Raw genomic sequence first — 23219 nt, forward strand, 5'->3', positions numbered from 1 at the left:
TCAATTGAAATCTCAACTGAAATAAAAGGTTATATTAATTTATTTCTTCTACTGCAACTTTTTGTGTTTCTATTTCTTTAGGACCTTCAACATCCTGATCTCCAACAATTTCAAATTCTTTGTTAACTATCTTTCCGTATACCGCATCATAATCTGCCTGAGAGAATTTTTCAAATTTAGAATTTTCCATCGGCAACTGAACTCCGTTTACTGTTGCGTCCAATACCTGGATTTCACCGCCAGGGAATTTTTCATCATAGAATAATTTAAGCGCATCATAAACTGATTTTGTTAAATTTTTCATTGAAGAAGTTATAACAGTTTCGGACTCTGCCGATTGGTCAACGTCAACACCTATAACCTTTGTTTTAGCTGTTTCGGCTGCCTTCATAACTGAGTTCCCCACAGCACCGCCGCAAGCAAATATAACCTCTGTGCCTTCATTGTACCATGCCGCTGCTTTTGCCATATTTTCAGGTGTAGCATCAAAGTTTCCTACGTATGTATATTTAACTTTTACTTCGCCGTCAGCTAATCCTAATTCCTGAGCCGCAACTTCCGCTCCCTGAATGTATCCGTAACCGAAACGAATAACCGCAGGAACAGCAATACCGCCCATGAAACCTAAATTTTTATAGCCGTCTTTAACAGCCGCATATCCTGCCAGAAAACCTGCTTCTTCTTCAGCATAGAATATTGATAAAGTGTTATCCTTTACTACAGGAACCCAATCTCCCGCATGCGGATTACCGTCAAGAATTATAAAGCGTACATCCGGATATTTATCCTGAGCATTGAAAATAGGTACTTCAAATAAGAATCCCGGACAAACGATTATTTTAGCTCCTGCCTTAACAGCTAAATCGATGGATGTTAAATATGCATCGTCTGATTTTTCAGATGGTTTGTAATATTTGTATGTTTTATTAGCTTCTTCGGCATAAGCAACAACGCCTTCCCACGCACCTTGGTTAAATGATTTATCATCAATAGTTCCAACGTCGGTAATAAGGGCAATTTCAGCTGTGCCGTCAGCCGGTGTATCTGTAGCTTGTTCCTTGGCACATGCAGATAAACTCAAAATCAGCATAAGTGCAAGTGCAATGATACCTAATTTTTTCATAATACTATCTCCTCCATTTATCTTACTCAATTTAAGATTTTTATAAATTAACGCTGAGCGTCATTTATCAGTTTAATTGCAGAACTTGTACCAATCCTTGAACATCCTTCATTAATAAACGTTTCCATATCTTCGAGTGTTTTTATACCCCCGGATGCCTTAATTCTAACACTCTCACCCAAATATTTTTTAAATAATTTTATATCCTCTAAAACTGCTCCGCCTGTACCGAATCCTGTTGATGTCTTTATATAATCCGCACCTGCATCAGTAACCGCTTTACACATAGCAATTTTTTCTTCTTCTGTAAGATAACAAGTTTCAATTATTACTTTTAATATTTTGTTCCCAGCAACCTTTTTAATAGCCGATATTTCTTCTTCTACTTTTTTATATTCCTTATTTTTTACATCGGCAATGTTTATAACCATATCGATTTCATTTGCACCGTCCTTAACAGCCTGTGCACATTCTGATATTTTTGCCTCAGTTACTGAATACCCAAGTGGAAAACCTATTACAGTACAAATATTTATTTTGTCTTTATAAACTTCATTAATTTTCTTTATATAACAAGGCGGTACACAAACAGAAGCTGTTTTGTACTCTATTGCTTCATCACACAGTAATTTTATGTCTTCCCACGTCGCAAACGCTTTCAATAGCGTGTGGTCAACATATTTTAAAATTTCCCTCGCATCCATACTTACTCCCTACCAATATTTATATGTTTTGTTTATATTTATTAGCTTAGCACAAAATTATACATTCGTCAAACGAAAAAATTCCTTTGCTTGATACAGGTCCGATATCTCCAGCCTTTGCAGTTTTGCCAATTGCAACACCTTTTTCTATTCTTGTGCTGCTACAATTTCTACACTCTATAGCAATTCCCCATTTTTATTATTTTTTTCTATAATTATGGTTCAAAAATTATAAACTGCCATTTAATTATAACTTATTTACAATTAAATGGCAATTTTAAATGTATAATTTATAATAGAATATAAATAAAAAAAGAACAAATGGCTATATAAAACTCATTTGTTCTTGTATATTCAATATCTTTTTTAAGAATGTTTTTCTATGTATTTCAATGGGACCGTATTCTAAAAGAGCTTGTACATGGTCTTTGGTTCCGTATCCCTTGTTTTTGGCAAATCTGTATTGGGGAAATATCTTGTCCATTTCATCCATCTGCCTGTCTCTTGTTACTTTAGCTATTATTGAAGCTGCAGCTATACCGTGGCAGGTTGCATCTCCATGGATAATGTTTAACTGAGGGATTTTGATATCTAACTTTTCTGCATCTGTCAGGACAAAATCCGGAATTATTTTGCTTCCGTCTTTATCCCTCAAGTTTTCTATTGCCTGCTTCATAGCAAGCTTCGTTGCATTTTTTATATTTATCTCATCCACCGTTCTGCAATCCATTTCTCCTACGCCGATTGCAACGGCAGAATCTTTTATTAACTCAAACAGTATGTCTCTCTTTTTGGCGGTTAATTTTTTAGAATCGTTAACTCCTTCTATAATTACACCCTGAGGCATTACTATTGCACATGTTACCACGCTTCCCGCAAGGCATCCTCTTCCTACTTCATCTATACAGGCGATATATTTATAACCCTTGTCCCAAAGTTCGGTTTCAATTTTAAGCATATTTTACTCCTTAAAAAATGAGATTAAATAAGCATCTCCGGTATTTGTCATCCTGAAAGCTTTAGCTTGAAGGATCTCAGAACTTCAAAACCTGAGACTCCCCACTGACGTTCGGAATGATACAGGCATACGATATACGTTTATTCATAGCAATGACAAGAAAAATGACATCAATTCAACTCTTCCGGCTTCTCTAATGTTATATTTCCTAATTTTCCGTTTCTGAAGTCATTAAATAATAAGTTTGCAACTCTTAAGTAATCTATTTCTGTCTTATTTAATAAAAATCCTTTTTTATAGGCAATATTATCTAAAATATCCAACGGCTTTTCACCTTGCTCTATATCGTACTTTTCCAATATTGCATCAACCTTGTTTAATTCTATCATTTTTTCGACAAATTTTAAAGAGATTTCTTCAAGAACAATTACTTCGTCCCTTATTGCTCCTGTAAATGCAAGATTCAGGGCTAATTTATCGTCATCAAATTTCGGCCATAAAATCCCCGGAGTATCCAGCAAATCAATGTTGCCGGTTAATCGTATCCATTGTTTGCCCTTTGTTACACCCGGCATATTTCCCGTCTTGGCACTTTTTCTTTTCGCCAGCGAATTAATGAGAGTGGATTTACCTACATTGGGGATTCCGACTATCATCGCCTTAATTGTTCTGTTTAGCAAGCCCCTTTTTTTGTATCTTTCAACTATTTCCTTTGAAGCTTCAGCTATTGCATTATCCAATTTCCTAAGCTCCTTGTTATTTGTTGAATTGTACAGCACTACTGACCAGCCCTTACTTTTATAATATGCTTCCCAGGCTTTATTTAAGTTTGGATCTGCTAAATCATATTTATTGAGAACTATCAGCCTTTTTTTATCTCTGAACAGATTATCAAAATCAGGATTTTTGCTCGATATGGGAATTCTCGCATCTATAACCTCTATAACAATGTTAACGAGCTTAAGATTTTCCTGAAGCAAGTCCTTTGTTTTTTTCATATGTCCCGGATACCAATTTATATTCATAAGAGGTGTATCCCCTTTCCTTAAAAAAGGACACACCTTTAAAGGAATGTCCCCAATTTATTAATAATTCTTTAATTCCTTAACCTTTGTTGCTTTACCGGTTCTTTCTCTCAGGTAGAACAATTTAGCACGTCTTACTTTACCTCTTCTTACTACATCGATTTTTTCGATTTTTGGTGAATGAACAGGGAATGTTCTTTCTACACCTACACCGTAAGAAATTTTTCTAACTGTAAAAGTTTCTCTATTGCTTTCACCTTGTCTTTTAATTACGATACCTTCGAACACCTGAATTCTTTCTCTGTTACCTTCTTTGATTCTAACGTGTACTTTTATAGTATCTCCAACATTAAAAGGTGTTAATTCACTTTTAAGCTGTTCATTTTCATATGATTTTATTAAGTTCATTTTGTATACCTCCCTTCAATTGAGCGTTCATGTCTTTCAGCAGAGGACCGCCGTATACTCCTATGCATTATAGCACACGGATATTGCATCATACAATAATTATTTATAAATTTGTGATAATTTATTGTATTTTTCAATTATACTTTTGTCCTTTATCAAATCAGGACGTCTTTTTAAAGTAATTTCTATCGCTTTAAACAGCCGCCATTCTTCTATTTTTTTATGATGTCCCGAAAGTAAAATTTCAGGCACACCCATTCCTTGGTAGCTTTCCGGTCTCGTATATTGAGGATATTCAAGCAAACCGTCACTGTGTGATTCTTCTATGGCAGATTCATCCGAACCGAGCACTCCCGGCAGCAAACGACCTACTGCATCTACAATCGTCAGAACAGGCAATTCTCCGCTCGTTAAAACGAAATCTCCCACAGATATTTCTTCATCCACATATTTGTCTATTATTCTTTGGTCTATGCCTTCATAATGTCCCGCAATAAGAATTAAATGATCCTTTTGGGAAAGCTCCTTTGCCTTATTTTGATTAAATAAGCTGCCTTTAGGTGATAAATAAATAATATATGAGTTATGTTTTTTAATAGCATCTAAAAGCTTAAACATGGGCTCCGGTTTTAAAAGCATACCCGGGCCGCCTCCGTATGGATAATCATCAACTTTTTTATGTTTGTCCTCGGAATAATCTCTTAAATTGAAAAATCCAAATTCAAATAAGCCATTTTCAACGGCTCTGCCGATTATTCCATTCTTTGTATAAATGTCAATCAGCTCCGGAAATAATGTTACAACATCAAATTTCATTCCAGCAATCCCTCAATAACATTTATTACCATCTTCTTATTTTCAACATCAACTTTTTTGACAACTTCCTTAACTGCAGGTATCAAAAACGATTTGTTTTTATTGGTTATTTCATAAACATCATTGGCGCCGGTCTGATAAATTTCTTTAACTTTGCCTAAATATTCTCCATCATCCGAGTATACTTCCATATCTTCCAAATCAAATATATAGTATGAATCCTCAGGAAGCTCTCTGAGCTGGTCCTCCAATATGGAAATATATGAATCTCTGAAAGTTTCAGCAGTGCTCATATCATTTATATTTTCAAGTAAGATATAAACCATGTTGTTACGATACCACACATCCTTAAGCTTGCGCTTGGTGTTGTCCTTTTCAGTGTAGACGTATTTCAGCTCTTCAAATCTCTCCATATCATCGGTTAAAGGCAAACATTTCAGGTAGCCCTTGACACCATGAGTATTTACAATCTTTCCGACTTTTATATAATCATTCATGTTTCCCTCAGTTAAATCAAGAAATTATTGAATTATTTCAACAATAACTCTTTTATTTTCTTTGGTAGCCGCAGCTTTAACAACAGTTCTTATGGCTTTGGCTATTCTGCCTTGTTTACCGATTACTTTACCCATATCATCCGGAGCAACTTTCAATTCAATTATAAGTGATTGACTGCCTTCAACTTCATTAACAGTTACTGAATCCGGGTTATCTACCAGTGATTTTGCTATATATTCTACTAATTCACCCATATTATCACCTCTTATTTATTTTCATCTCTTTTTTCATAGATACCGTTAGCTTTGAATAATGAGCTTACTGTATCTGTAGGTTTTGCACCGTTGTTAAGCCATTTTATAGCACTTTCATCATTGATTTTTACAACCTTAGGTTCTACAACCGGATTGTAATATCCTATTTCTTCAATAAAACGTCCATCTCTAGGTGAACGAGAATCTGCTACAACTATTCTGTAGAAAGGTTTCTTTTTTGAACCCATTCTTTTTAATCTTATTTTTACTGACATATTGTCACCTCCTTAAAATAATGTATATATGAAAAAGGAAAATCCTTTTACAAGCAATTGTTTAAAACGGCAGTTTACCCATGCCGCCCATGCCTCTGAGCCCTTTCTTTTTGCCCATCATTTTCTCCATTGAGGAGAATTTTTTCATCATTTTCTTCATTTCATCATATTGCTTTAACAATTGATTTACTCTTTGGACAGAAGTTCCGCTTCCTGCGGCAATTCTTTTTCTTCTGCTCCCGTTTATGATGGATGGATTTGTTCTTTCTTTTTTGGTCATTGACTGAATTATTGCTTCTGTGAACACCAATTCCTTTTCATCAACCTTGAGATCCTTCATTTTTTTGTTTCCGCCTAAGCCCGGCATCATACCTAATATTTCTTCCAATGGACCCATATTTTTTATTTGCTGAAGCTGAGACAAGAAATCATTAAGGTCAAAGCTCTGTGTCTTTAATTTTTTCTGAAGCTCCAACGCTTGTTTTTCATCTATTGCACTCTGAGCCTTTTCAATGATTGACAGCACGTCACCCATGCCAAGGATTCTTGATGCCATTCTGTCCGGATGGAATGTTTCAAGCTGATCCATCTTTTCACCCACAGACAGGAATTTAATCGGCTTATCCACCACATTTCTTATGGAAAGTGCGGCTCCGCCTCTTGCATCGCCGTCAACCTTTGTCAGTATAACACCTGTGATGTCAAGATACTGATTAAAGGTTTCAGCAACCTTAACCGCATCCTGACCTGTCATTGCATCCAATAACAGCAGTATTTCATCCGGCTTAACCGTCTGCTTGATTTCAACAAGCTCTTCCATAAGGGAATCGTCTATGTGAAGACGTCCCGCAGTATCTATTATAACTATGTCATGCCCGTGCTTCATAGCATGCTTCATAGCTTCCTTGGCTATCGTCACGGGATTTGTTTTATCTCCCATTTCAAACACCGGAACATCGACACTCGCTCCCACAACCTGAAGCTGCTTTATAGCTGCCGGTCTGTATATGTCGCAGGCAACCAACAAGGGACGCTTACCGTCTTTTTTAAGCTTTCTCGCTAATTTTCCGGTTGCCGTTGTCTTACCTGCACCCTGAAGACCGCACATCATAAAGTATGTTATGTCATTTGAGTTAATTTTAAGCTTACTTTCGCCCTGCCCCATTATTTTAACGAGCTCTTCATGGACTATTTTAACTACCTGCTGTCCCGGGGTTAAGCTTTCCATTACTTCTGAGCCGAGAGATCTTTCTTTAACGCTGTTTATAAAGGTTTTAACAACCTTGAAGTTAACGTCAGCCTCCAAAAGGGACATCTTAACCTCTTTCATTGCTAAGTCGATATCTTTTTCGGTTAATTTACCCTTGCCCTTTAATTTCTGTAATGCATTTTGAAGTTTATCAGATAAATTTTCAAACATATTTGCTACCCTTCGTTTATTATTTTTCCTGCTTCATTTCTGATTTGTTTAACAGTCTCTTTATATTTTTCATCATCTATTTCAGCAGTGAGTTTAATAATTTTCTCTGCTGCTTTCTGATATTTTTCATATTTGTAAAAAAGTTTAATTTTATCTTCAAAGTCAGTCAAGCTTTTTTCCGCTCTTTTCAGAGCATCGTGGACTCCCTGCCTGCTGATGTTCATATCCTCAGCTATCTCCGACAGGCTGTAATCCTGATTGTAGTACAGGTCAATTATATTTGCTTGATTATCCTTAAGCAATTCCTTATAATAATCATAAAGAATGCTATATATAAATTTTTTCTCCATCATATAGACACCTACTGTAAAGTATTTAACTTGACAGTGAATTTTACCTCATTATTGCCGTTTTGTCAACACTTAAATATAAAATATTTTTCTTTTTTCTATATATAAAAAACTGATAATTGAATTTACCTTGTATTATCAGTTCTTTATATATTCATTTGTTATTATACATTTATTATAAGTCAATGGTCTGATGTTAGTATATATGTAGGGACAATACGTAAATCTTTATTCAATAAAAAACTTTGTTTTTGTATACACCAATTATAAATAATATAGTTGACACAAACAAAATCTTAAGGGATTTCGTACTTATAATATTCATAATTAATATATCACCGTTTCCAAATATACTTATCACTTGTGAAATTTTGGAATTTATAAAAAGTGAAAACAATGCGTATATTAGTAAAATCATAAAGCTAATCGTCGTTGATTTTAGTGTATATATTAAAACATAAATTGCTGAAGTGAAAAAGAAACATTGAACAACAGTCTTGATAAATTCAAACAAAATATTATCCCAAAATATATTGCCAACTAAAAACAAAATACCAACATGCAAAACATAACATAAAAAAATAATAAAAATTTGAAAAGATTTTATCTTTCCTGTTTTATTGATACAGTATAAAAGTTCATTCCCATCTCCCTCAATATATTCTCTAAATATAAATGTTGTCCACCACATTGATATAATTGGAATAAATTTTTCAACTTCTTTAAAAATCATAATTTTAGAATTTTCCACACCATACATTTTAACCATACCTATACTCAAAACAGGAATAAATAAGTATATAATAAATATAGGTACATAGAAATATGTTTTTAGGTTTTTGAAATCATAATAGATTAATCTGATATCCATTTTTATATTCCTTTAACGATACACATATAGCCGTCTTCAATAGTGGGTTCTAAGCTTTTTAAGTTTTCCTTTTTATTAGATAGTATTCTCATAAAAGTTTTTTCATTTCTCGAAAAGCTCTTCTCAACATACCAATACTCATCTGCATTTAAATTTTTTTCAACTTCATAAACCTTTCCATTTGCCTCTGATTTTATTTCCTCTGAACTTCCGTATTTTAAAACTCTTCCCTCATTCATAATTATTATTTTATTACAGGATGCTTCTACATCCTCTACAATATGCGTAGAAATAATGATTATTCTATCTTTATTTATTTGGGCAACAATATTTTTAAACCTTATTCTTTCTTCGGGATCAAGTCCAGCCGTAGGTTCATCAAATATAATTATTTTGGGATGCCCTAAAATTGCTTGAGCTATTCCTAACCTTCTTATCATCCCCCCTGATAAAGAAGATACCTTATGACTAATCCTATCTTCTAAGTTAACGGAAATCAAACAATTTTTTATTTCATCATCCATCCTGCTCTTATAAATCTTTTTTAGAATACAAAAATATTTTAAATTTTCATATACTGTAAGCTCTTTAAAAAGTCCGAATTTCTGAGGTAAATATCCTATATTACTTAATAAGTCGTTATTACCATTAATGGATGAACCACAATACTCTATACTTCCGCTATTCAGGTCATATAGATTAACCATACATCTTATAAGTGTGGTTTTCCCCGCACCATTTGGTCCTAAAAGTCCATATATTCCGTTTTTAAATTCTAAAGAAACATTTTTCAGAACTTCTTTTTTCTTGAATGATTTATGTAATTTAATAACCTCAAGCATTTATTTATCCTCCTGGTCTAATTTAAATTTCTAATAAATAATTCAGAATCTCTTGTATCATTTTCATCGGTAAGATAGTAATATGTTTTTTTAATTACATAATCCTCACCTAACTCATTTATTTTTTCCAAAAACAATCTACGGAATTTATAAATCATATTGTTTTCTAATTCCGACTTAGAAATATTTATAAATCTCTCTTTATGTAAAATATAATCAAAAAATTCTTTTTTTACTTTTAACTTATTTACATCATATGGAATATTTTTTTGAGCAAACCCTTGTACCAAACATTCCTCACTTAAATCATAAGTAAGTATATGATCTTGAAAACTTACTATGCCATTATCTGTCAGCTTACTGGACAATGTAATAGTAGATTGAAATATTTTCATATCTTTAAAATTAGTATACTGATCTTTAAATAGAACTGATTTGTATTGATTTAATATTTCATCTATTCTTAACAAATTGTTTTCTTTTGGCAGTTCTTCTAAAGACAGCCCATAAAAAGTAACATCCTCATACTTTTTTTCGTTTATAAATCCACCCATCAAGGTAGCAGCTTGTGCTTCTCCATAATATCTTTTTCCTTCATTTTTAAGATTAGAATAAATATCAAGTGCTGATTCCACAGATATATTAAATTTAACAGTATAATCTCTGATTATGGGAATATACGAGCTTTGTTCTTTTAGGTACATCCTTCTATAACCTTCTATGGGATAATAAGGAAAGCATCCCGGTAACAAAACCCCTTGCAAATTACTGTAAAAAACAGGACTGTATCCACTGTATTCAATTTGTATTGTTTCTAATTTTTCATCGGCAGGGTTATATACGTCTATATAGTCACCATGTCTTTTAAATTCTAACGGATTATTATCTTTATCCAATATTTCTTTTATATCATAATTTCTATATAAGGTAAATTTATACCCTTTTAGCACATCCGTTTCATTTAGTGTTATCGTAACGTAATTTTTTAACTGTCTGTCAATTTTTATTTTCATATCATAAGAATCAATTGTAAAGTTAGCTTTTTCTTCTCTTTGAACTTCGTTTGAATAATAGAGCTCATCGAAAGCCGTGAAATTTATAGGGTTGTAGTCTTTTTTTACAATGCTCCCTGAGTTCATATAAGAATAAAAGTTGTAGATGGATAAAATCACAAGTATATATGATATATAGTTTATCAGTTTAATTTTTTTACTGCTTACATTAAGTAATATTGCAGATGACAACAAGCATATCCAAAAAATAATTAGATTCCATCGGTACGGTTCAATAGATAATCCATATAAAGATTCAGACACCCAATTTAAATTTGGAGGAAGGATGTCCAATATATTCATAAGCGGATAAATGTTTATTCCAAAACCCATAAACAGGATATACGGTACAAATTCAATAATTGGACTTATAAGTATTGTTAATAAAATGATTAAAAAATACGCCTTGAACCTCTTTAATTTTAGTGCCGCCATAGTACCTATGCAAATACCTGTTAAAGAAACTAAAAAAATATTCAATAAATTATTTAAAAATATATGCTTAACAAACGACCATAAATTTATTTCTTTTAAAAAATATACTGCATAATTATATATCATTATATTTAAAGTCATAATTAATATAATTATGACTAAAGTAATTAGTTTTGAAATATAAAAAAAGAATTTTCCATTACTTGTTACAGAAATGCTCTCCAATAAATTATCATTTTTATTTTTTACGCAATATTCATAGGAAATAAATACAAAAAACACAAAATAAACTATTCCTAACCTCTGGCTTTCTCCTAAATAGTACAATATATCCTCATGTATTAAGTAGTTATAAAACTCTGCTGCTAAAAAGATATTTATAATAGCAATAAAAAGCAGGAAACTAAATAATAAATATTTTGTTTTAAAAAAAAGCTTTAAATTATTTTTTATTAATCCATTCATATTGACAAATCCCCTATATGTTTAAAATTATAAAGTATAAGGTGGAAAATTACGTTTCCACCTTATACTGATGATACTATTATGTCAATTAACTTTTAATCATATGAAATTATCCCATTAGCACTACAACCTATAAATCCCCATCCCCAAGGATTTAATTCTAACCTCCAGTTTGCATTTTCGGTGGCATAGTTAGTACCATTTGCAATTCCTGGTGCCGCCATAAGTGTTGATTCCACTTGCTTCCAACTTTTTCCTGGAAAAGCACATTGAACGTTAGCATATACACTGTATGCTGAGTCTTTACTATTCAATGCAGAATAATCTGAATAAGTACTAAGCCCTATTGCACTTGATACTGTAGATGATTCAGTCGCAAGCAAAATAGCATTCGCACTTGCACCATATACATTTACTGAAAAGCATAATAACAAAGCAACGGCTAACGTTAAATAACTAAATACTTTTTTTGATTTCATAATTTCACCTCCTTATTTTAATTTGTTGACCACAGTGTCGGCAAAAAAATTGGTAATTTATTGAGTATGTGAGATTTATTATAGTTTCCATTTTACCGCAATGCGGACACTTTAAGCTTTTGAACATTATTATGTGATACCATACTAAAAAGAAAAAACGCCATAAAGAACCAACGTGCAATAAAGAATCCATAGCTTAGTGATAATAATGCCATAATTAAAAACAATGTAAATAAACAGGCAGCACCCTATGCGACATACAGTGTTTTAGTAGATATTTCTTTCACAAGTGGTTCACCTCTCTTGATGCTATATTTTTGTATAAAAATATAAAAGCTTTAAAGTATCAATCATACCACATTGGAAACACCCTTCTTGATTGATTATCCCAAGATATATCTGAACTCATAACTTCAAATGTCTTTATTTAACATAAGTTGAATGTTTACAACCTTCTTGGAATATTTTTTGGTTCTTTTGGCTGATATATACCCCAATGGGATGTACTACCCGCTGCCGAAATTGCTGAAGTTTTTATTGCTTTTGAAGCTAATATCAATATCTCTTCTTTCAATTTCATATTTTCCTTCCTCCTTTAACTTGAATTAATATTAACATCGATACCATGAACAATGTTATAGCTACAGTGTAAAATAATCGTATATTTACACCAATAAACGGTATAGAAAATGCATACAATGCAAATAATAAATATAATGATATTTTTTTATTCTTTATTTTTTGATGTGTAGTCAGTTTTTTATTTTCATTGTCTACAGGAGAATATTTCAAAAATATAAATATAGCCGTTATAGCAGTCACACAGGATATAATTATAATATAATCATGATTAGTAAATAAAATTATTGAAATTATTGCCAAATATAGTAAGATAAATGTTAAAATACACCTAAAATATGTACTTGCATGATATCCACCTGAATATCTTCTTATTGTTATAAATACCGATAAAAATATAGCTGTAATTAATTTTTCATTTATTAAAATGGATATGCCAATTATTGCCAAAATGCTCACAAGAGTAGACATGATTAATCTGAGTCCATAGATATATATTTTTTTTTCAGAATCATAAATTATTTTATTAGCACAAAAATAATCAGCTATACTGCAAGATAAATAGTCAATCACAATTTCCTCCATAATTATTTTTTATCTTTATTTACAATATATCTGATTATTTTTATAAGTCAATACATTAGGTACGTTTAGTATCATATAGGTACAATTGGTAATTATTTAATCATATTCTTGATCATGATTACTTAACAATAAAATTTTGCAAGTAAAATTATTTTTATCTTCCTTAAAGTCCATGATGCCGTTATATTTTTCTACAATCTTTCTTACGCTTTTGATTCCCATTCCATGATTTTCTTTGTCTTTTTTTGTTGTAACAAGTTGTCCATTTTCTTTCAATACTGCTTTATCTATTGTATTACTCACTTCAATTAATATATAATCTTTTCTCTTATCTGTAAGTAAGGATATTTCTTTTTTACCTTTTATATTTTCGCAAGCCTCGATAGAATTATCCAGTAAATTTCCGATTAAAACATTTATATCTGTTCCTTCTATTTCATCATCAATTTCGTATTTTACAGAAATGATAGTTTTTATTCCCATAGAATACGCTTTAGAAAATTTATTATTTACAATTGCATCAAAGGAAACATTTTTTGTTAATACAAATTTTTTTGTAACATTTATTTTCTCAATTATTTTATCTATATACTCTGTTCCCTCTTTCATATAATTGTTATTTATATATTCTCTTATATTTATAAGATGATTTTTCATATCATGCTTAATTATTTTAATTTCATTGTACAGCTCTTTTACTTCATCATTATGCTTTTGACTTAGTATATATCTTTGGTTTATAATAGTGTTTTCCAAATTCTTTTTATGCTCTTCCCCTAATTTGGTAAACATAAAATATGAAAACGCATTAATGATTATTAAACCAATCATTGACAATAAAAAATAAAAACTGATTCTTGGATCTTTATTCACAAGAACAGATTCTGTTATGGTTACCATTATAAATATTGTTAGTACAGGAATAAGTGTCACAGCGAACCATGATAAATTAGATGATTTTTCATACTGATTTACCCTAATTTTTATTATTATCCGAGATAAATAAAAAAGAAGAATTTTTGATAATATAGCCGCTGTTAATCTATAAACTGAAAAAGTCGTAATTATGTACTTTATATCTACTATAAATATCGTACTAATTGACAGTAATGAGATCATTGCTGTCAAAATCATGAGAACATTAAATACTATACAACTAAATATTTTGATCTTATTTTTCCCATTAAGAGCATACAAACTATATGAAACTATAATAATTAATGAAATATAATTGGCAGATTCCACATAGCTTTGCACATAATTCATTGCGGTAACATTTAAAAATATCGCAATTACTGTTCCCCCAAAAAGAATATTTCTCTTTATTCCATAAAATTTATAACCATTATATTTCGATATAAATTCAACCATTAAATATGATTCGAATAAATTGACTGATAACTCAAATACAATTATTAAAATACTGCCATCCATTTTTCTATATCCCCGTTCTTCATATACCTAAATCCCCTCTATAAATTTTTTCTCTACTGTTTTTAAATTAGCTCTGCTCACAGGTATTTCTTCATCATTCACTAATGTTATACTGTTTTTATTCACTCTCCTTATGTATCTTTGATTTACCAAGTAGCCTACATGAGTTCTTATAAATCCATATTCATTCAGTTCTTTTTCCCTTTGATTAATACTTCCTCTGTATTTTGATCTTTTACTATTTGTCGTATTAACATAAATATAGTTTCTTATACTCTCTATATATAGTATATTTCTTATATCAATTTTAATTTTCTGTTTATTCACTTCTACAGTTATTTTATAAGATATAGAAGAAATTTCATTGACAGCAGCTTTAACTGCTTCTGATATTTCCTTTTCTAATGTTAGTTTTCGTATAAATCTGAGAGGTCGAACTTTGAGAGATTCATATACCATTTCGTCCATACCGCTTATAAAAATAATAACAGACTCAGGATTATTTAACTTTATGCTATGTGATGCCTCAAGTCCGTTAATATTCGGCATATCTATATCCAAAAAATATATATCAAACTCATAAATTTTAATATCTGCAAGCATTTTCTTAACGTCACTGTACTTGATTATACTATATTCGTAGCTCATGCTCGTAAATTCTGTTTTAATATATTCAAATATATTTTGAAGCATGATTTCGTCATCGTCACATATGGCAATTTTATAGCAATCCTTCATATTAATTCCCCCTTGTGCTTAACTTTTACTAAGAGAATAATAGCTTCCCAAATTAAATTTCATTTAGTTAATTATACACTAAAAAGCACCTTTTATCAACTTTTGTCGAACTAAAATATATGATATAGACTTTTTAACTATAATAGTAACAATTAATGTATTTAAGAATACAATGATAGCACTACTATACCGAGGTAATCTGGGGAATGCTGTATATATATTCAAAATAAGGGTGCTCTAATTTGGAGTTTTTCTTCACGAACTGCATCTTCATCTCATGACAGTTTAAATATACGTTGAAATAATCACTTTTCTTAAATGTAAAAATATACGATTCAAATGTATATAAATGTAATATCCGTATTTAATTTTATTAAATCGAATGTCATTACGGCTCTATATCCTTTTCCATCATGAGTTTTATCATAAAAAAAATGACCTCCGAGAAGTCATCTTTTATATTTCATCACCATTTATCCCCAATTCCCCTAATAGTTCATCTTGGCTGATAAATTCACCTTGTGCTTTGATTTTTTCAATTAACTTCAGTTCCTTTTCAGATATATATTCATGTTCAGATTCATTTATTTTGTCCCATATATCTTGAGTTTCTTTAAACTTTAAATATTCTGCAATGTTTATAATAGTTTTTACATTTTCAGGCTCTAATTCATCTTTTAACAATTCTTCTATTTTTTTTGCAAGAGTCATAGTCATCCTCCTAACATGAAATAATTTATTTAATTCCAAGATACTCTTTTAAAGAAGCTTGAAGAACTTGAGAAAAGTTAATGTTATTTTCTTCGGCTAAATTCTTTAACCACTGAGGCATTGTCACAGTAGTTTTTACGGTTGTATTTCTTATCGCTTGGCGGTAAATCGGCATATAGACTTCAATTAATACAGGTATTTCATTCTCATCTAATTTAATTTTGTTTACGGACGATGGTGCAGGAATTTCTATTTTATCTTCTTCCATACCGAACATGTGTAGTGACAAAACCTCTTTAGCATTTTTAACAGCTTCTTCTATATCTTTAGCATTGGATACACATCCAGGTAAATCGGGAATATGTAATGCCTATATTATCATCGTACTGTGTTAAAATGGCAGGATATACATAAATATCTTTTTTCATAAAAATAACCTCCTGTAATTAAGGTATAACACATGTTATAACACGTGTCAATAATTCTGTAATCGGATATATTTTGTTATACTTTAATGATATACGAATATCCAATAATTAGCAATTAAAAAATGAGATTCTTCGGGTTTTAGCAAAGAATCTCACTTGTTATTCTATTCAAATATAGCATTTACAAAGTCTGTTGCGTTGAAGTCCTGGAGGTCGTCTATTTTTTCTCCCACACCGATATATTTTATAGGAATTTTGAGCTCGTTGACTATGGGGAATGCTATGCCTCCTTTGGCAGTACCGTCTAATTTGGTTAAAATCAGACCGTTGATGCTGCAGGTTTCCGAGAACAGTTTCGCCTGAATGAGACCGTTTTGACCCGTTGTAGCGTCGATAACAAGGTATACATCCAGTTTTGCTTCGCCGAATTCTCTGTCAATTATTTTAAAGATTTTGCTTAATTCATTCATCAGGTTCTTTTTGTTGTGAAGTCTTCCTGCAGTATCACAGATTAAGACATCGGTTTTTCTTGCTTTTGCGGCATTCACCGCATCGAATATAACTGAGCCCGGGTCGGAGCCCTGCTCCGAAGCAATTATATCAACACCGGCTCTTAAGCACCATTCTTTGAGTTGTTCAACCGCTGCGGCTCTGAATGTATCTGCTGCGGCAACTATGACGCTTTTTCCGGATTGCTTTATCCTGTAGGCAATTTTACCTATGGATGTGGTCTTGCCCACTCCGTTTACTCCCACGATTAAAATAACTCTTTGCTTGTTTTCTGTATCGTTATCTTCATCATTTTCTTCAAGCATATTAATCAGGTATTCTTTTATTACATCCTTGATTTCAGAAGTATCCGTCAAATTTCTTTTTCTTGTTTCTGTCTTTATATATTCGATTATATCCATGGTAGTCTCAACACCCATGTCTGAAGTAATCAAGATTTCTTCTAATTCCTCAAGGAAGTCATCATCTATTTTTCTGTGTCTGAATACGATGCTTTCAATTTGCTCTGTCAGATTTTTCTTTGTTTTAGATAGTCCTTCTTTAAGCTTTTCGAAAAAGCTCAATCCCTTTTTCTCACTTTTTTCGTTGTTTTCAACTTCTTCTGATTGCTCGGGCTCTTCTGTATCTTCAACTATTTTGTAATCTTCATCTTCATCTTCGATTACTTCGATTGGCTCTTCTATTTCTTCTAATTCTTCTAATTCTTCTGATTCTTCGTATGTCTCTTCTGATTGCATTTCTTCTATTTCTTCTTTTTTAATTTCATCTTCTTGATTTTTATCTTTTTTTCTTTTAAAAAAATTAAACATATTTCCTCCTCTTAAAGTGAGATTCTTCGCTTCGCTCAGAATGACGGGATGTCATCCTGAACGTAGTGAAGGATCTCTATATTGCGTTTGAAAGCTTCATGGATACAAGCTTTGTAACACCCTTTTCTTCCATTGTAGCGCCGTAAAGGGTGTCGGCATATTCCATTGTGCCCTTTCTGTGCGTAATTACAATAAATTGTGTTTCCTTGGATATATCTCTTAAATAATGAGAAAATCTGTTGATGTTTGAATCATCCAGAGCTGCCTCAATTTCGTCCAGAACACAAAATGATGTAGGCTTTGTTTTAAGTATTGAAAACAGTAAAGCAATGGCTGTAAGAGCCTTTTCTCCCCCTGATAAAAGTGAAATTTTGCTCAACTTCTTTCCCGGCGGCTGTACTGCAATTTCTATGTTAGAGTTTAAAGCATCCGTTTCATCCTCTAAATAAACGTCACCGCTTCCGCCGTTGAACAGTTTTTTAAATACATCATTAAATTTAAGTCGAATATTTGCAAATTCTTCGACGAATTTATCATTCATCTGAACTTCTAATTCTTTAATTACTTCCTTCAGCTTATCCTTTGCATCTATTAAATCCTTTTGCTGCTTTTTCAGAAAATCATATCTTTGCTTTACTTCTTCGTATTCTTCGATTGAATCCAGGTTCACATTACCAAGATCTTTAATTGCTTTTTTGCATGAATTTACTTCACTGTACAGCTTACTCTGACTTATGCTGTCATCCTTATATTGTATAGCCATTGCATAGTTTATTTCATATTCTTCCCAAAGCTTTGCGGAAATTTCTTCAACCTTTGAATTTTCTCTTTCAATTCTTACGTTCATTTTGTTTTCATCGTCAAGAATTTCCGTAATCTGCTTGTTTGCTTCATTGATTTTATTCTGGTACTCATAAATTTCATTTTGAATGGTATTGAGATTTTCTTTTTCTGCATTTAAATTATCATTGGTTAATTTAATTTCTTCTGTTAAAGCATCTGATTTTGATTTATTTTCTTCTATTGTTTTTTCTGCATTGATTATTTCTATATCAATATTCTTCAGGCTTTCTTCTTTAACCGAAACTTGCTCGATATTTCTTGATATCTCAGCTTTGGCATTATTTATTTTTTCTTCTTTAAGCTTTATGTCCTGATTTATCTGAGCAACCAAATCTCTCTGACTTAATATAATTGAATTATATTCTTCATACTTGCTTTTATTCGTATCACTCTTTGTTATTGTTAATTCAATACTCTTTTCTTTTTCTTCCACCAAGTTTTCAATTCTTTCTATCTCAGAAAGAATATTTGCAAGCTCATTACTATGTTTGGTTTTTTCGTCACTGATAAACTGCATTTCCTCTGTATATTTTTTTACTGCGGAAGCGGTTTTATCAGCTTGTTCTTTAAGCATGCCCATCCTTGAAATATTCTTTTCATACAGGTTGCTGTTTTCATTGATTTCATTTTTCAAGGAAGCAATAACCTCGTTATATACTTTTATTTCGGCTATTAAAGTACTTAGCTTGTTATTCTTATCTTTTAATAAAGCGTCCGACTTTATTATAGATTCCTTGCATTCTTCAATTTCTCTTTTTCGTCCAAGCAGGTTCTGATTGCTCACTATGTGTCCGCCTGTTACTGAGCCTCCTGCATTTATTACATCACCCTGCAATGTTACTATCTTTAAGGAGTTACCTAGCTTTTTTGAAATTTTAAAGCCGTTATTTAAATTATCTACAATTATTATTCTGCCCAATAAATGCTTTATTACGGTTTCAAATTTATTTTTGGTTTCTACAAGCATGTCCCCTGTGTTGATAACACATTTTTCTTTCAGAACCTCTTGTTCCGCTTTATTCAAGCTTCTCTCCTGAAGCATATTTATCGGCAAAAATGTAACTCTTCCAATCTTGTTTTTCTTTAAATATTCTATTATGTTTTCTGCTTCTGTATCCGTGTTGACGATGATGTTTTGTATTGCTGAGCCTAATGCAACCTCAATGGCCGTCTCATATTTCTTTTCTGTCTTGATAATATCCGCAACGGTACCTACTATCGAATTTTTTAAAACCGGCTCCCTGTCCTTATTGTTCATCACCGTCTTGATGCTTTTATAGTAGCCGTCATAGTATGCTTCCATGTTGGACAGAATATTGAGCTTTGATTTAAAGGTGTTTAATTCATTGCTTACATCCCTGATTTGCTCATTTAATTTTTCTTTTTCATTTTCACTTAGGGATAATTTATCAGTATTATTGTTCAACTCCTGTTTTTTTGCCGACAACAATGCTGTAACTTTATTTTGTTCTTCTTCGATTGAATTAATAACAGACAGCTTATTATTCCTGTCTTCATTTTCCGAAGAAATTTCAGACAATAAATTTTCTATTCTGTCCGCATCGTTTGATATAAAGGATTCCACGGTGCTTTTCTGACTGTTAAGCTTGTTAATTTCCTTATGAAGCTCAAACAGCTCATTTCTTTGCTCCTCTATTTTCTTTGCTATGCTGTCAATTTCATTTTTGTATACCTTTATTTCCTCATTCATTGAATTAAACTTTTCTGTATCGAGGTTTAATCCCTCTAAGAGCTGATTTTTTTCTTCATTAAGCAGCTTAATATTATCTTCAAGCTCTTCGTTTCTTGTTAAAAGCTCCGAAATTTCGTTTTTAACATTGTCAATGTTCTTTATATACAAAAGCTTTTTTTCCTTGTATACCTGTATCATGCTTTGGTAGCTCTCATGCTCCTTGTTTTTCAGCTCCCTGTTTTCTTCAAGTTCTTTTATTTTCAGCTGGATTGACGTGATTTTTTCTTTTTGGGAAGCAATGGATTCCGAGAAATAATCCCTCTTCTTTTGAAGCTTGATTTTTTGCTCGGTTGCAATGTTTCTTTGATTGTTTAAAGCCTTAAGCTGTTCGGTATGCTTTTCGTATTCGTGGGCAAGATAATTCAGCTCATATTGCTTTAATCTTTCTTTTATTTCAATATATTTTTTAGCTTTTATGCTCTGCTCCGAAAGAGGTGTGATTCGTTCCTCCAATTCATTTATTATATCATCCACTCTGTCTAAATTGTCACTGGTTTTTTCAAGCTTTCTTTCGGATTCTTCCTTCCTTGTTTTGTATTTTACTATACCCGAAGCTTCTTCAAAAACCTGTCTTCTCGTCTCAGAATTCGGACTCAAAATATCCTCCACACGACCTTGTCCTATAAATGAATAGCCTTCTCTGCCTATACCCGTATCCATGAACAATTCCTTTATGTCCTTCAATCTGCATTGCTGTTTGTTTATATAATATTCGCTTTCGCCTGTTTTATATAATTTTCTTTTAATACTGACCTCTTTATACTCCAACGGAATTTGTCCCGATTCATTATCAAATATCAGGTTCACTTCAGCATATCCCAGAGGCATTCTTTTTTCTGTTCCGGCAAAAATAACGTCATCCATTTTGCCGCCTCTGAGAGATTTTGCGCTCTGCTCGCCTAAAACCCATTTAATTGCATCAGAAATATTGCTTTTGCCGCTTCCGTTGGGACCTACAATAGCAGTAATTCCGTTTTCAACTATTACTTCTGTCTTTTCTGCAAAGGATTTAAATCCGTTTATATATAATTTTTTGAGATACATAGTTCCCCCTAATGAAAACTAAGATAGTTTTTATAAATGTCTTTTATTAAAAAACTTCCTGCTTTTATATTATCGGCAAAAATTTCAATTGATTGACTGTTTTTGTCATTAACAAAATTTATTTTATTAACAGAAAATTTATCCTTAAGTATTTTTATGTTTGCCTTGTTTTGACCGGAAATATAGCTTATAACCTTATCGTCAGCGGCAAAAGTTATATGCTTATCTGTTAAATCCTGTTTCTCCAAAACTTTTATAACAGAGTGCAAATATATTTTTTCTTCCACCAGCTGTCTGAATGCCGCATGAAAGGGACCTGCAATTACATCATTATCTTCATTTATATTTTCTGTGTTTTGCAGACCTATACGTATGACGTTTATATTTTTAACGGAATAATGACTGTAAATAAGCGCAGAAATATCTACTGCTTCATCCAATGTCAAAGGCTTATACTCGCCCTTTTCATACATTTGAACTAAATCAGTATCCTTTATAATCAAAGTAGGATAAATCCTGACAATATCCGGTTTCATTTTTATTGAATCTATACAGGTTTTTAAATCTTTTTCACTGCTGCTCCCCGGGAGACCGGGCATAATCTGATGACCTAAAACAAATCCGTGCTCTTTAATTAATTTACTTGCATTTTCGGATTGCTGCCTGTTATGTCCTCTGTTGGATAGTCTTAAAACCTCATCATCCAGTGATTGTATCCCTAATTCTATGATATCCATACCATATCTTTTCTGAAGATTAAGTACCTGTTCGTCTATTGCATCAGGCCTGGTTGAGCATCTGAGCCGTTGTATAATGCCATTGTCCTTATATTCCTTACCTACACTTAACAATTCCTCCTGCAGTCGTAAATCTATTGCAGTAAAGGAACCGCCGAAGAAAGCAAGCTCCGTACAGACATCATCATCTATTGTTTTTTTGTAATCTTCAATTATATTTCTTACGTATCCGCCGTCTATAACCGTATTATCCTTGCCCGTTATCCTTTTTTGGTTGCAGAAAACACAATCATTCGGGCATCCCACATGAGGAACAAAGACAGGAATAATTTTTATTTTTTTATTAATTATATTCATTAATCTGGCCTTCTGATATCAAAGCATTTTTTGCCGCTTCCTGCTCAGCCAGCTTCTTGCTTTTGCCTGAGCCGCTTCCGGTAACAACCCTGTTGATAACAACATCAACGTGAAATACTTTTTCGTGGTCAGGTCCTTCTTCCTTTGTTACCACATATCGGATTTTACAAGTATGACCCTTGCTCTGATAATATTCCTGTAAATATGATTTGAAATCCGTAATAATTTTACCCTTGACCGCATGGTGGATATATTTAGTCAGATTATCCAATACAAAGCTTTCCGCTTTTTTATATCCTCCGTCAATATAAATTGCAGCTATAATGGCTTCAACAGCATCCGCCAATATGGATTTTCGCTCTCTTCCGCCTGATGCTTCTTCACCCTTGCCTAACAACATATATTTGCCGATATTTAATTCACCGGCAACCATACTCAAGGTATCCTCGCAAACTACCTGAGACCTCAATTTTGTTAAATCACCTTCCGGATAGTCGGGAAACTTGTCAAAGATATATCTGCTCACGCTTATGCTTAAAACGGCGTCTCCCAAAAATTCCAATCTTTCGTTATTAACCTTGTTGTATGATTTGTCTTCATTTGAATAAGAGCTGTGAGTGAGTGATTTTTCCAACGTTTCTATATTATTAAATTTATATTTTATTATGCTTTCGAACTCTTTAAGTTCTTTCATATCTATAATCAACTTTATCCTC

Annotated in this window: 25 protein-coding genes; all 25 read right to left on the reverse strand. The window is 32.1% G+C overall.

Annotated features, from left to right (window positions below; genetic code table 11):
* Positions 1-34: 34 nt before the first annotated feature.
* The 25 genes from HZF24_RS15420 to rnc all read right to left on the reverse strand — a co-directional run bounded on the left by HZF24_RS15420 (position 35) and on the right by rnc (position 23209).
* Complete coding sequence (locus tag HZF24_RS15420) at positions 35-1126, reverse strand: BMP family ABC transporter substrate-binding protein (RefSeq protein ID WP_322790752.1); 1092 nt, start codon at positions 1124-1126, stop codon at positions 35-37.
* 44 nt (positions 1127-1170) lie between these two features.
* Positions 1171-1827, reverse strand: coding sequence for a deoxyribose-phosphate aldolase (gene deoC / locus HZF24_RS15425; RefSeq protein ID WP_179239245.1), 657 nt, complete (start codon positions 1825-1827; stop codon positions 1171-1173).
* Positions 1828-2152: 325 nt separating this feature from the next.
* The gene (locus tag HZF24_RS15430) at positions 2153-2785 is read right to left on the reverse strand and encodes a ribonuclease HII (RefSeq protein WP_179239246.1); all 633 of its coding nucleotides are present in this window, start codon (positions 2783-2785) and stop codon (positions 2153-2155) included.
* Between the two features lie 170 nt (positions 2786-2955).
* Positions 2956-3810, reverse strand: coding sequence for a ribosome biogenesis GTPase YlqF (gene ylqF, locus HZF24_RS15435; RefSeq protein ID WP_179239247.1), 855 nt, complete (start codon positions 3808-3810; stop codon positions 2956-2958).
* A 60-nt stretch (positions 3811-3870) separates the two neighbouring features.
* On the reverse strand, positions 3871-4218 hold the full coding sequence (gene rplS / locus HZF24_RS15440) for a 50S ribosomal protein L19 (RefSeq protein ID WP_179239248.1): 348 nt from the start codon (positions 4216-4218) through the stop codon (positions 3871-3873).
* Positions 4219-4317: 99 nt separating this feature from the next.
* Positions 4318-5034 (reverse strand): tRNA (guanosine(37)-N1)-methyltransferase TrmD, encoded by a 717-nt coding sequence (gene trmD / locus HZF24_RS15445; protein WP_179239249.1) that lies wholly within the window; start codon positions 5032-5034, stop codon positions 4318-4320.
* Positions 5031-5531, reverse strand: coding sequence for a ribosome maturation factor RimM (rimM, locus tag HZF24_RS15450; RefSeq protein ID WP_179239250.1), 501 nt, complete (start codon positions 5529-5531; stop codon positions 5031-5033). Before rimM ends, trmD begins: the two co-directional genes overlap by 4 nt.
* Before the next feature lie 24 nt (positions 5532-5555).
* Positions 5556-5786: a KH domain-containing protein gene (locus HZF24_RS15455; protein WP_179239251.1), complete on the reverse strand. Its 231-nt coding sequence runs from the start codon at positions 5784-5786 to the stop codon at positions 5556-5558.
* 11 nt (positions 5787-5797) lie between these two features.
* Positions 5798-6061, reverse strand: a complete 264-nt coding sequence (gene rpsP, locus HZF24_RS15460; protein WP_179239252.1) for a 30S ribosomal protein S16 — start codon at positions 6059-6061, stop codon at positions 5798-5800.
* 61 nt (positions 6062-6122) lie between these two features.
* Positions 6123-7481 carry a signal recognition particle protein gene (ffh, locus tag HZF24_RS15465; protein ID WP_179239253.1) on the reverse strand — a complete coding sequence of 453 codons (1359 nt, stop codon included), beginning with the start codon at positions 7479-7481 and terminating at the stop codon, positions 6123-6125.
* 5 nt (positions 7482-7486) lie between these two features.
* Positions 7487-7834: a YlxM family DNA-binding protein gene (ylxM, locus tag HZF24_RS15470; protein WP_179239254.1), complete on the reverse strand. Its 348-nt coding sequence runs from the start codon at positions 7832-7834 to the stop codon at positions 7487-7489.
* A gap of 229 nt (positions 7835-8063) precedes the next feature.
* Complete coding sequence (locus HZF24_RS15475) at positions 8064-8702, reverse strand: ABC transporter permease (protein ID WP_179239255.1); 639 nt, start codon at positions 8700-8702, stop codon at positions 8064-8066.
* Between the two features lie 2 nt (positions 8703-8704).
* On the reverse strand, positions 8705-9544 hold the full coding sequence (locus HZF24_RS15480) for an ATP-binding cassette domain-containing protein (RefSeq protein ID WP_179239256.1): 840 nt from the start codon (positions 9542-9544) through the stop codon (positions 8705-8707).
* Positions 9545-9561: 17 nt separating this feature from the next.
* Entirely contained in the window at positions 9562-11496 is a 1935-nt protein-coding gene (locus HZF24_RS15485) for an ABC transporter permease (RefSeq protein WP_179239257.1), read from the reverse strand.
* A gap of 95 nt (positions 11497-11591) precedes the next feature.
* Positions 11592-11975 (reverse strand): hypothetical protein, encoded by a 384-nt coding sequence (locus HZF24_RS15490; RefSeq protein ID WP_179239258.1) that lies wholly within the window; start codon positions 11973-11975, stop codon positions 11592-11594.
* Between the two features lie 445 nt (positions 11976-12420).
* Positions 12421-12555 carry a cyclic lactone autoinducer peptide gene (locus HZF24_RS15495; protein WP_179239259.1) on the reverse strand — a complete coding sequence of 45 codons (135 nt, stop codon included), beginning with the start codon at positions 12553-12555 and terminating at the stop codon, positions 12421-12423.
* Positions 12552-13127, reverse strand: coding sequence for an accessory gene regulator ArgB-like protein (locus tag HZF24_RS15500; RefSeq protein ID WP_179239261.1), 576 nt, complete (start codon positions 13125-13127; stop codon positions 12552-12554). Before HZF24_RS15500 ends, HZF24_RS15495 begins: the two co-directional genes overlap by 4 nt.
* Positions 13128-13235: 108 nt before the next feature.
* Positions 13236-14573, reverse strand: coding sequence for a sensor histidine kinase (locus tag HZF24_RS15505; protein WP_179239263.1), 1338 nt, complete (start codon positions 14571-14573; stop codon positions 13236-13238).
* Between the two features lie 27 nt (positions 14574-14600).
* Positions 14601-15311: a LytR/AlgR family response regulator transcription factor gene (locus HZF24_RS15510; protein WP_179239264.1), complete on the reverse strand. Its 711-nt coding sequence runs from the start codon at positions 15309-15311 to the stop codon at positions 14601-14603.
* Between the two features lie 456 nt (positions 15312-15767).
* The gene (locus tag HZF24_RS15515) at positions 15768-16022 is read right to left on the reverse strand and encodes a hypothetical protein (RefSeq protein ID WP_179239266.1); all 255 of its coding nucleotides are present in this window, start codon (positions 16020-16022) and stop codon (positions 15768-15770) included.
* 25 nt (positions 16023-16047) lie between these two features.
* On the reverse strand, positions 16048-16383 hold the full coding sequence (locus tag HZF24_RS15520; protein ID WP_407695757.1) for a type II toxin-antitoxin system HicB family antitoxin: 336 nt from the start codon (positions 16381-16383) through the stop codon (positions 16048-16050).
* Between the two features lie 231 nt (positions 16384-16614).
* Complete coding sequence (ftsY, locus tag HZF24_RS15525; RefSeq protein WP_179239267.1) at positions 16615-17769, reverse strand: signal recognition particle-docking protein FtsY; 1155 nt, start codon at positions 17767-17769, stop codon at positions 16615-16617.
* 76 nt (positions 17770-17845) lie between these two features.
* Positions 17846-21409: a chromosome segregation protein SMC gene (smc, locus tag HZF24_RS15530; protein WP_179239268.1), complete on the reverse strand. Its 3564-nt coding sequence runs from the start codon at positions 21407-21409 to the stop codon at positions 17846-17848.
* A gap of 8 nt (positions 21410-21417) precedes the next feature.
* Entirely contained in the window at positions 21418-22503 is a 1086-nt protein-coding gene (locus tag HZF24_RS15535; protein ID WP_218835320.1) for an elongator complex protein 3, read from the reverse strand.
* The gene (rnc, locus tag HZF24_RS15540) at positions 22490-23209 is read right to left on the reverse strand and encodes a ribonuclease III (RefSeq protein ID WP_246346165.1); all 720 of its coding nucleotides are present in this window, start codon (positions 23207-23209) and stop codon (positions 22490-22492) included. The genes HZF24_RS15535 and rnc overlap by 14 nt, the downstream gene beginning before the upstream one ends.
* Between the last annotated feature and the right edge of the window lie 10 nt (positions 23210-23219).

It is taken from the genome of Sedimentibacter hydroxybenzoicus DSM 7310, assembly GCF_013403245.1.
Taxonomy (GTDB): domain Bacteria; phylum Bacillota; class Clostridia; order Tissierellales; family Sedimentibacteraceae; genus Sedimentibacter; species Sedimentibacter hydroxybenzoicus.

Excerpts from the sequence above, each read along its gene's own strand:
- ylqF (WP_179239247.1), bottom strand. The coding sequence starts at position 3,810 with ATGAATATAAATTGGTATCCGGGACATATGAAAAAAACAAAGGACTTG.
- HZF24_RS15485 (WP_179239257.1), bottom strand. The coding sequence starts at position 11,496 with ATGAATGGATTAATAAAAAATAATTTAAAGCTTTTTTTTAAAACAAAA.
- HZF24_RS15455 (WP_179239251.1), bottom strand. The coding sequence starts at position 5,786 with ATGGGTGAATTAGTAGAATATATAGCAAAATCACTGGTAGATAACCCG.
- HZF24_RS15510 (WP_179239264.1), bottom strand. The coding sequence starts at position 15,311 with ATGAAGGATTGCTATAAAATTGCCATATGTGACGATGACGAAATCATG.
- rimM (WP_179239250.1), bottom strand. The coding sequence starts at position 5,531 with ATGAATGATTATATAAAAGTCGGAAAGATTGTAAATACTCATGGTGTC.
- ylxM (WP_179239254.1), bottom strand. The coding sequence starts at position 7,834 with ATGATGGAGAAAAAATTTATATATAGCATTCTTTATGATTATTATAAG.
- rplS (WP_179239248.1), bottom strand. The coding sequence starts at position 4,218 with ATGAACTTAATAAAATCATATGAAAATGAACAGCTTAAAAGTGAATTA.
- HZF24_RS15495 (WP_179239259.1), bottom strand. The coding sequence starts at position 12,555 with ATGAAATTGAAAGAAGAGATATTGATATTAGCTTCAAAAGCAATAAAA.
- deoC (WP_179239245.1), bottom strand. The coding sequence starts at position 1,827 with ATGGATGCGAGGGAAATTTTAAAATATGTTGACCACACGCTATTGAAA.
- HZF24_RS15505 (WP_179239263.1), bottom strand. The coding sequence starts at position 14,573 with ATGGATGGCAGTATTTTAATAATTGTATTTGAGTTATCAGTCAATTTA.
- HZF24_RS15480 (WP_179239256.1), bottom strand. The coding sequence starts at position 9,544 with ATGCTTGAGGTTATTAAATTACATAAATCATTCAAGAAAAAAGAAGTT.
- HZF24_RS15475 (WP_179239255.1), bottom strand. The coding sequence starts at position 8,702 with ATGGATATCAGATTAATCTATTATGATTTCAAAAACCTAAAAACATAT.
- HZF24_RS15430 (WP_179239246.1), bottom strand. The coding sequence starts at position 2,785 with ATGCTTAAAATTGAAACCGAACTTTGGGACAAGGGTTATAAATATATC.
- ffh (WP_179239253.1), bottom strand. The coding sequence starts at position 7,481 with ATGTTTGAAAATTTATCTGATAAACTTCAAAATGCATTACAGAAATTA.
- ftsY (WP_179239267.1), bottom strand. The coding sequence starts at position 17,769 with ATGTTTAATTTTTTTAAAAGAAAAAAAGATAAAAATCAAGAAGATGAA.
- rpsP (WP_179239252.1), bottom strand. The coding sequence starts at position 6,061 with ATGTCAGTAAAAATAAGATTAAAAAGAATGGGTTCAAAAAAGAAACCT.
- HZF24_RS15515 (WP_179239266.1), bottom strand. The coding sequence starts at position 16,022 with ATGACTCTTGCAAAAAAAATAGAAGAATTGTTAAAAGATGAATTAGAG.
- HZF24_RS15535 (WP_218835320.1), bottom strand. The coding sequence starts at position 22,503 with ATGAATATAATTAATAAAAAAATAAAAATTATTCCTGTCTTTGTTCCT.
- HZF24_RS15490 (WP_179239258.1), bottom strand. The coding sequence starts at position 11,975 with ATGAAATCAAAAAAAGTATTTAGTTATTTAACGTTAGCCGTTGCTTTG.
- smc (WP_179239268.1), bottom strand. The coding sequence starts at position 21,409 with ATGTATCTCAAAAAATTATATATAAACGGATTTAAATCCTTTGCAGAA.
- trmD (WP_179239249.1), bottom strand. The coding sequence starts at position 5,034 with ATGAAATTTGATGTTGTAACATTATTTCCGGAGCTGATTGACATTTAT.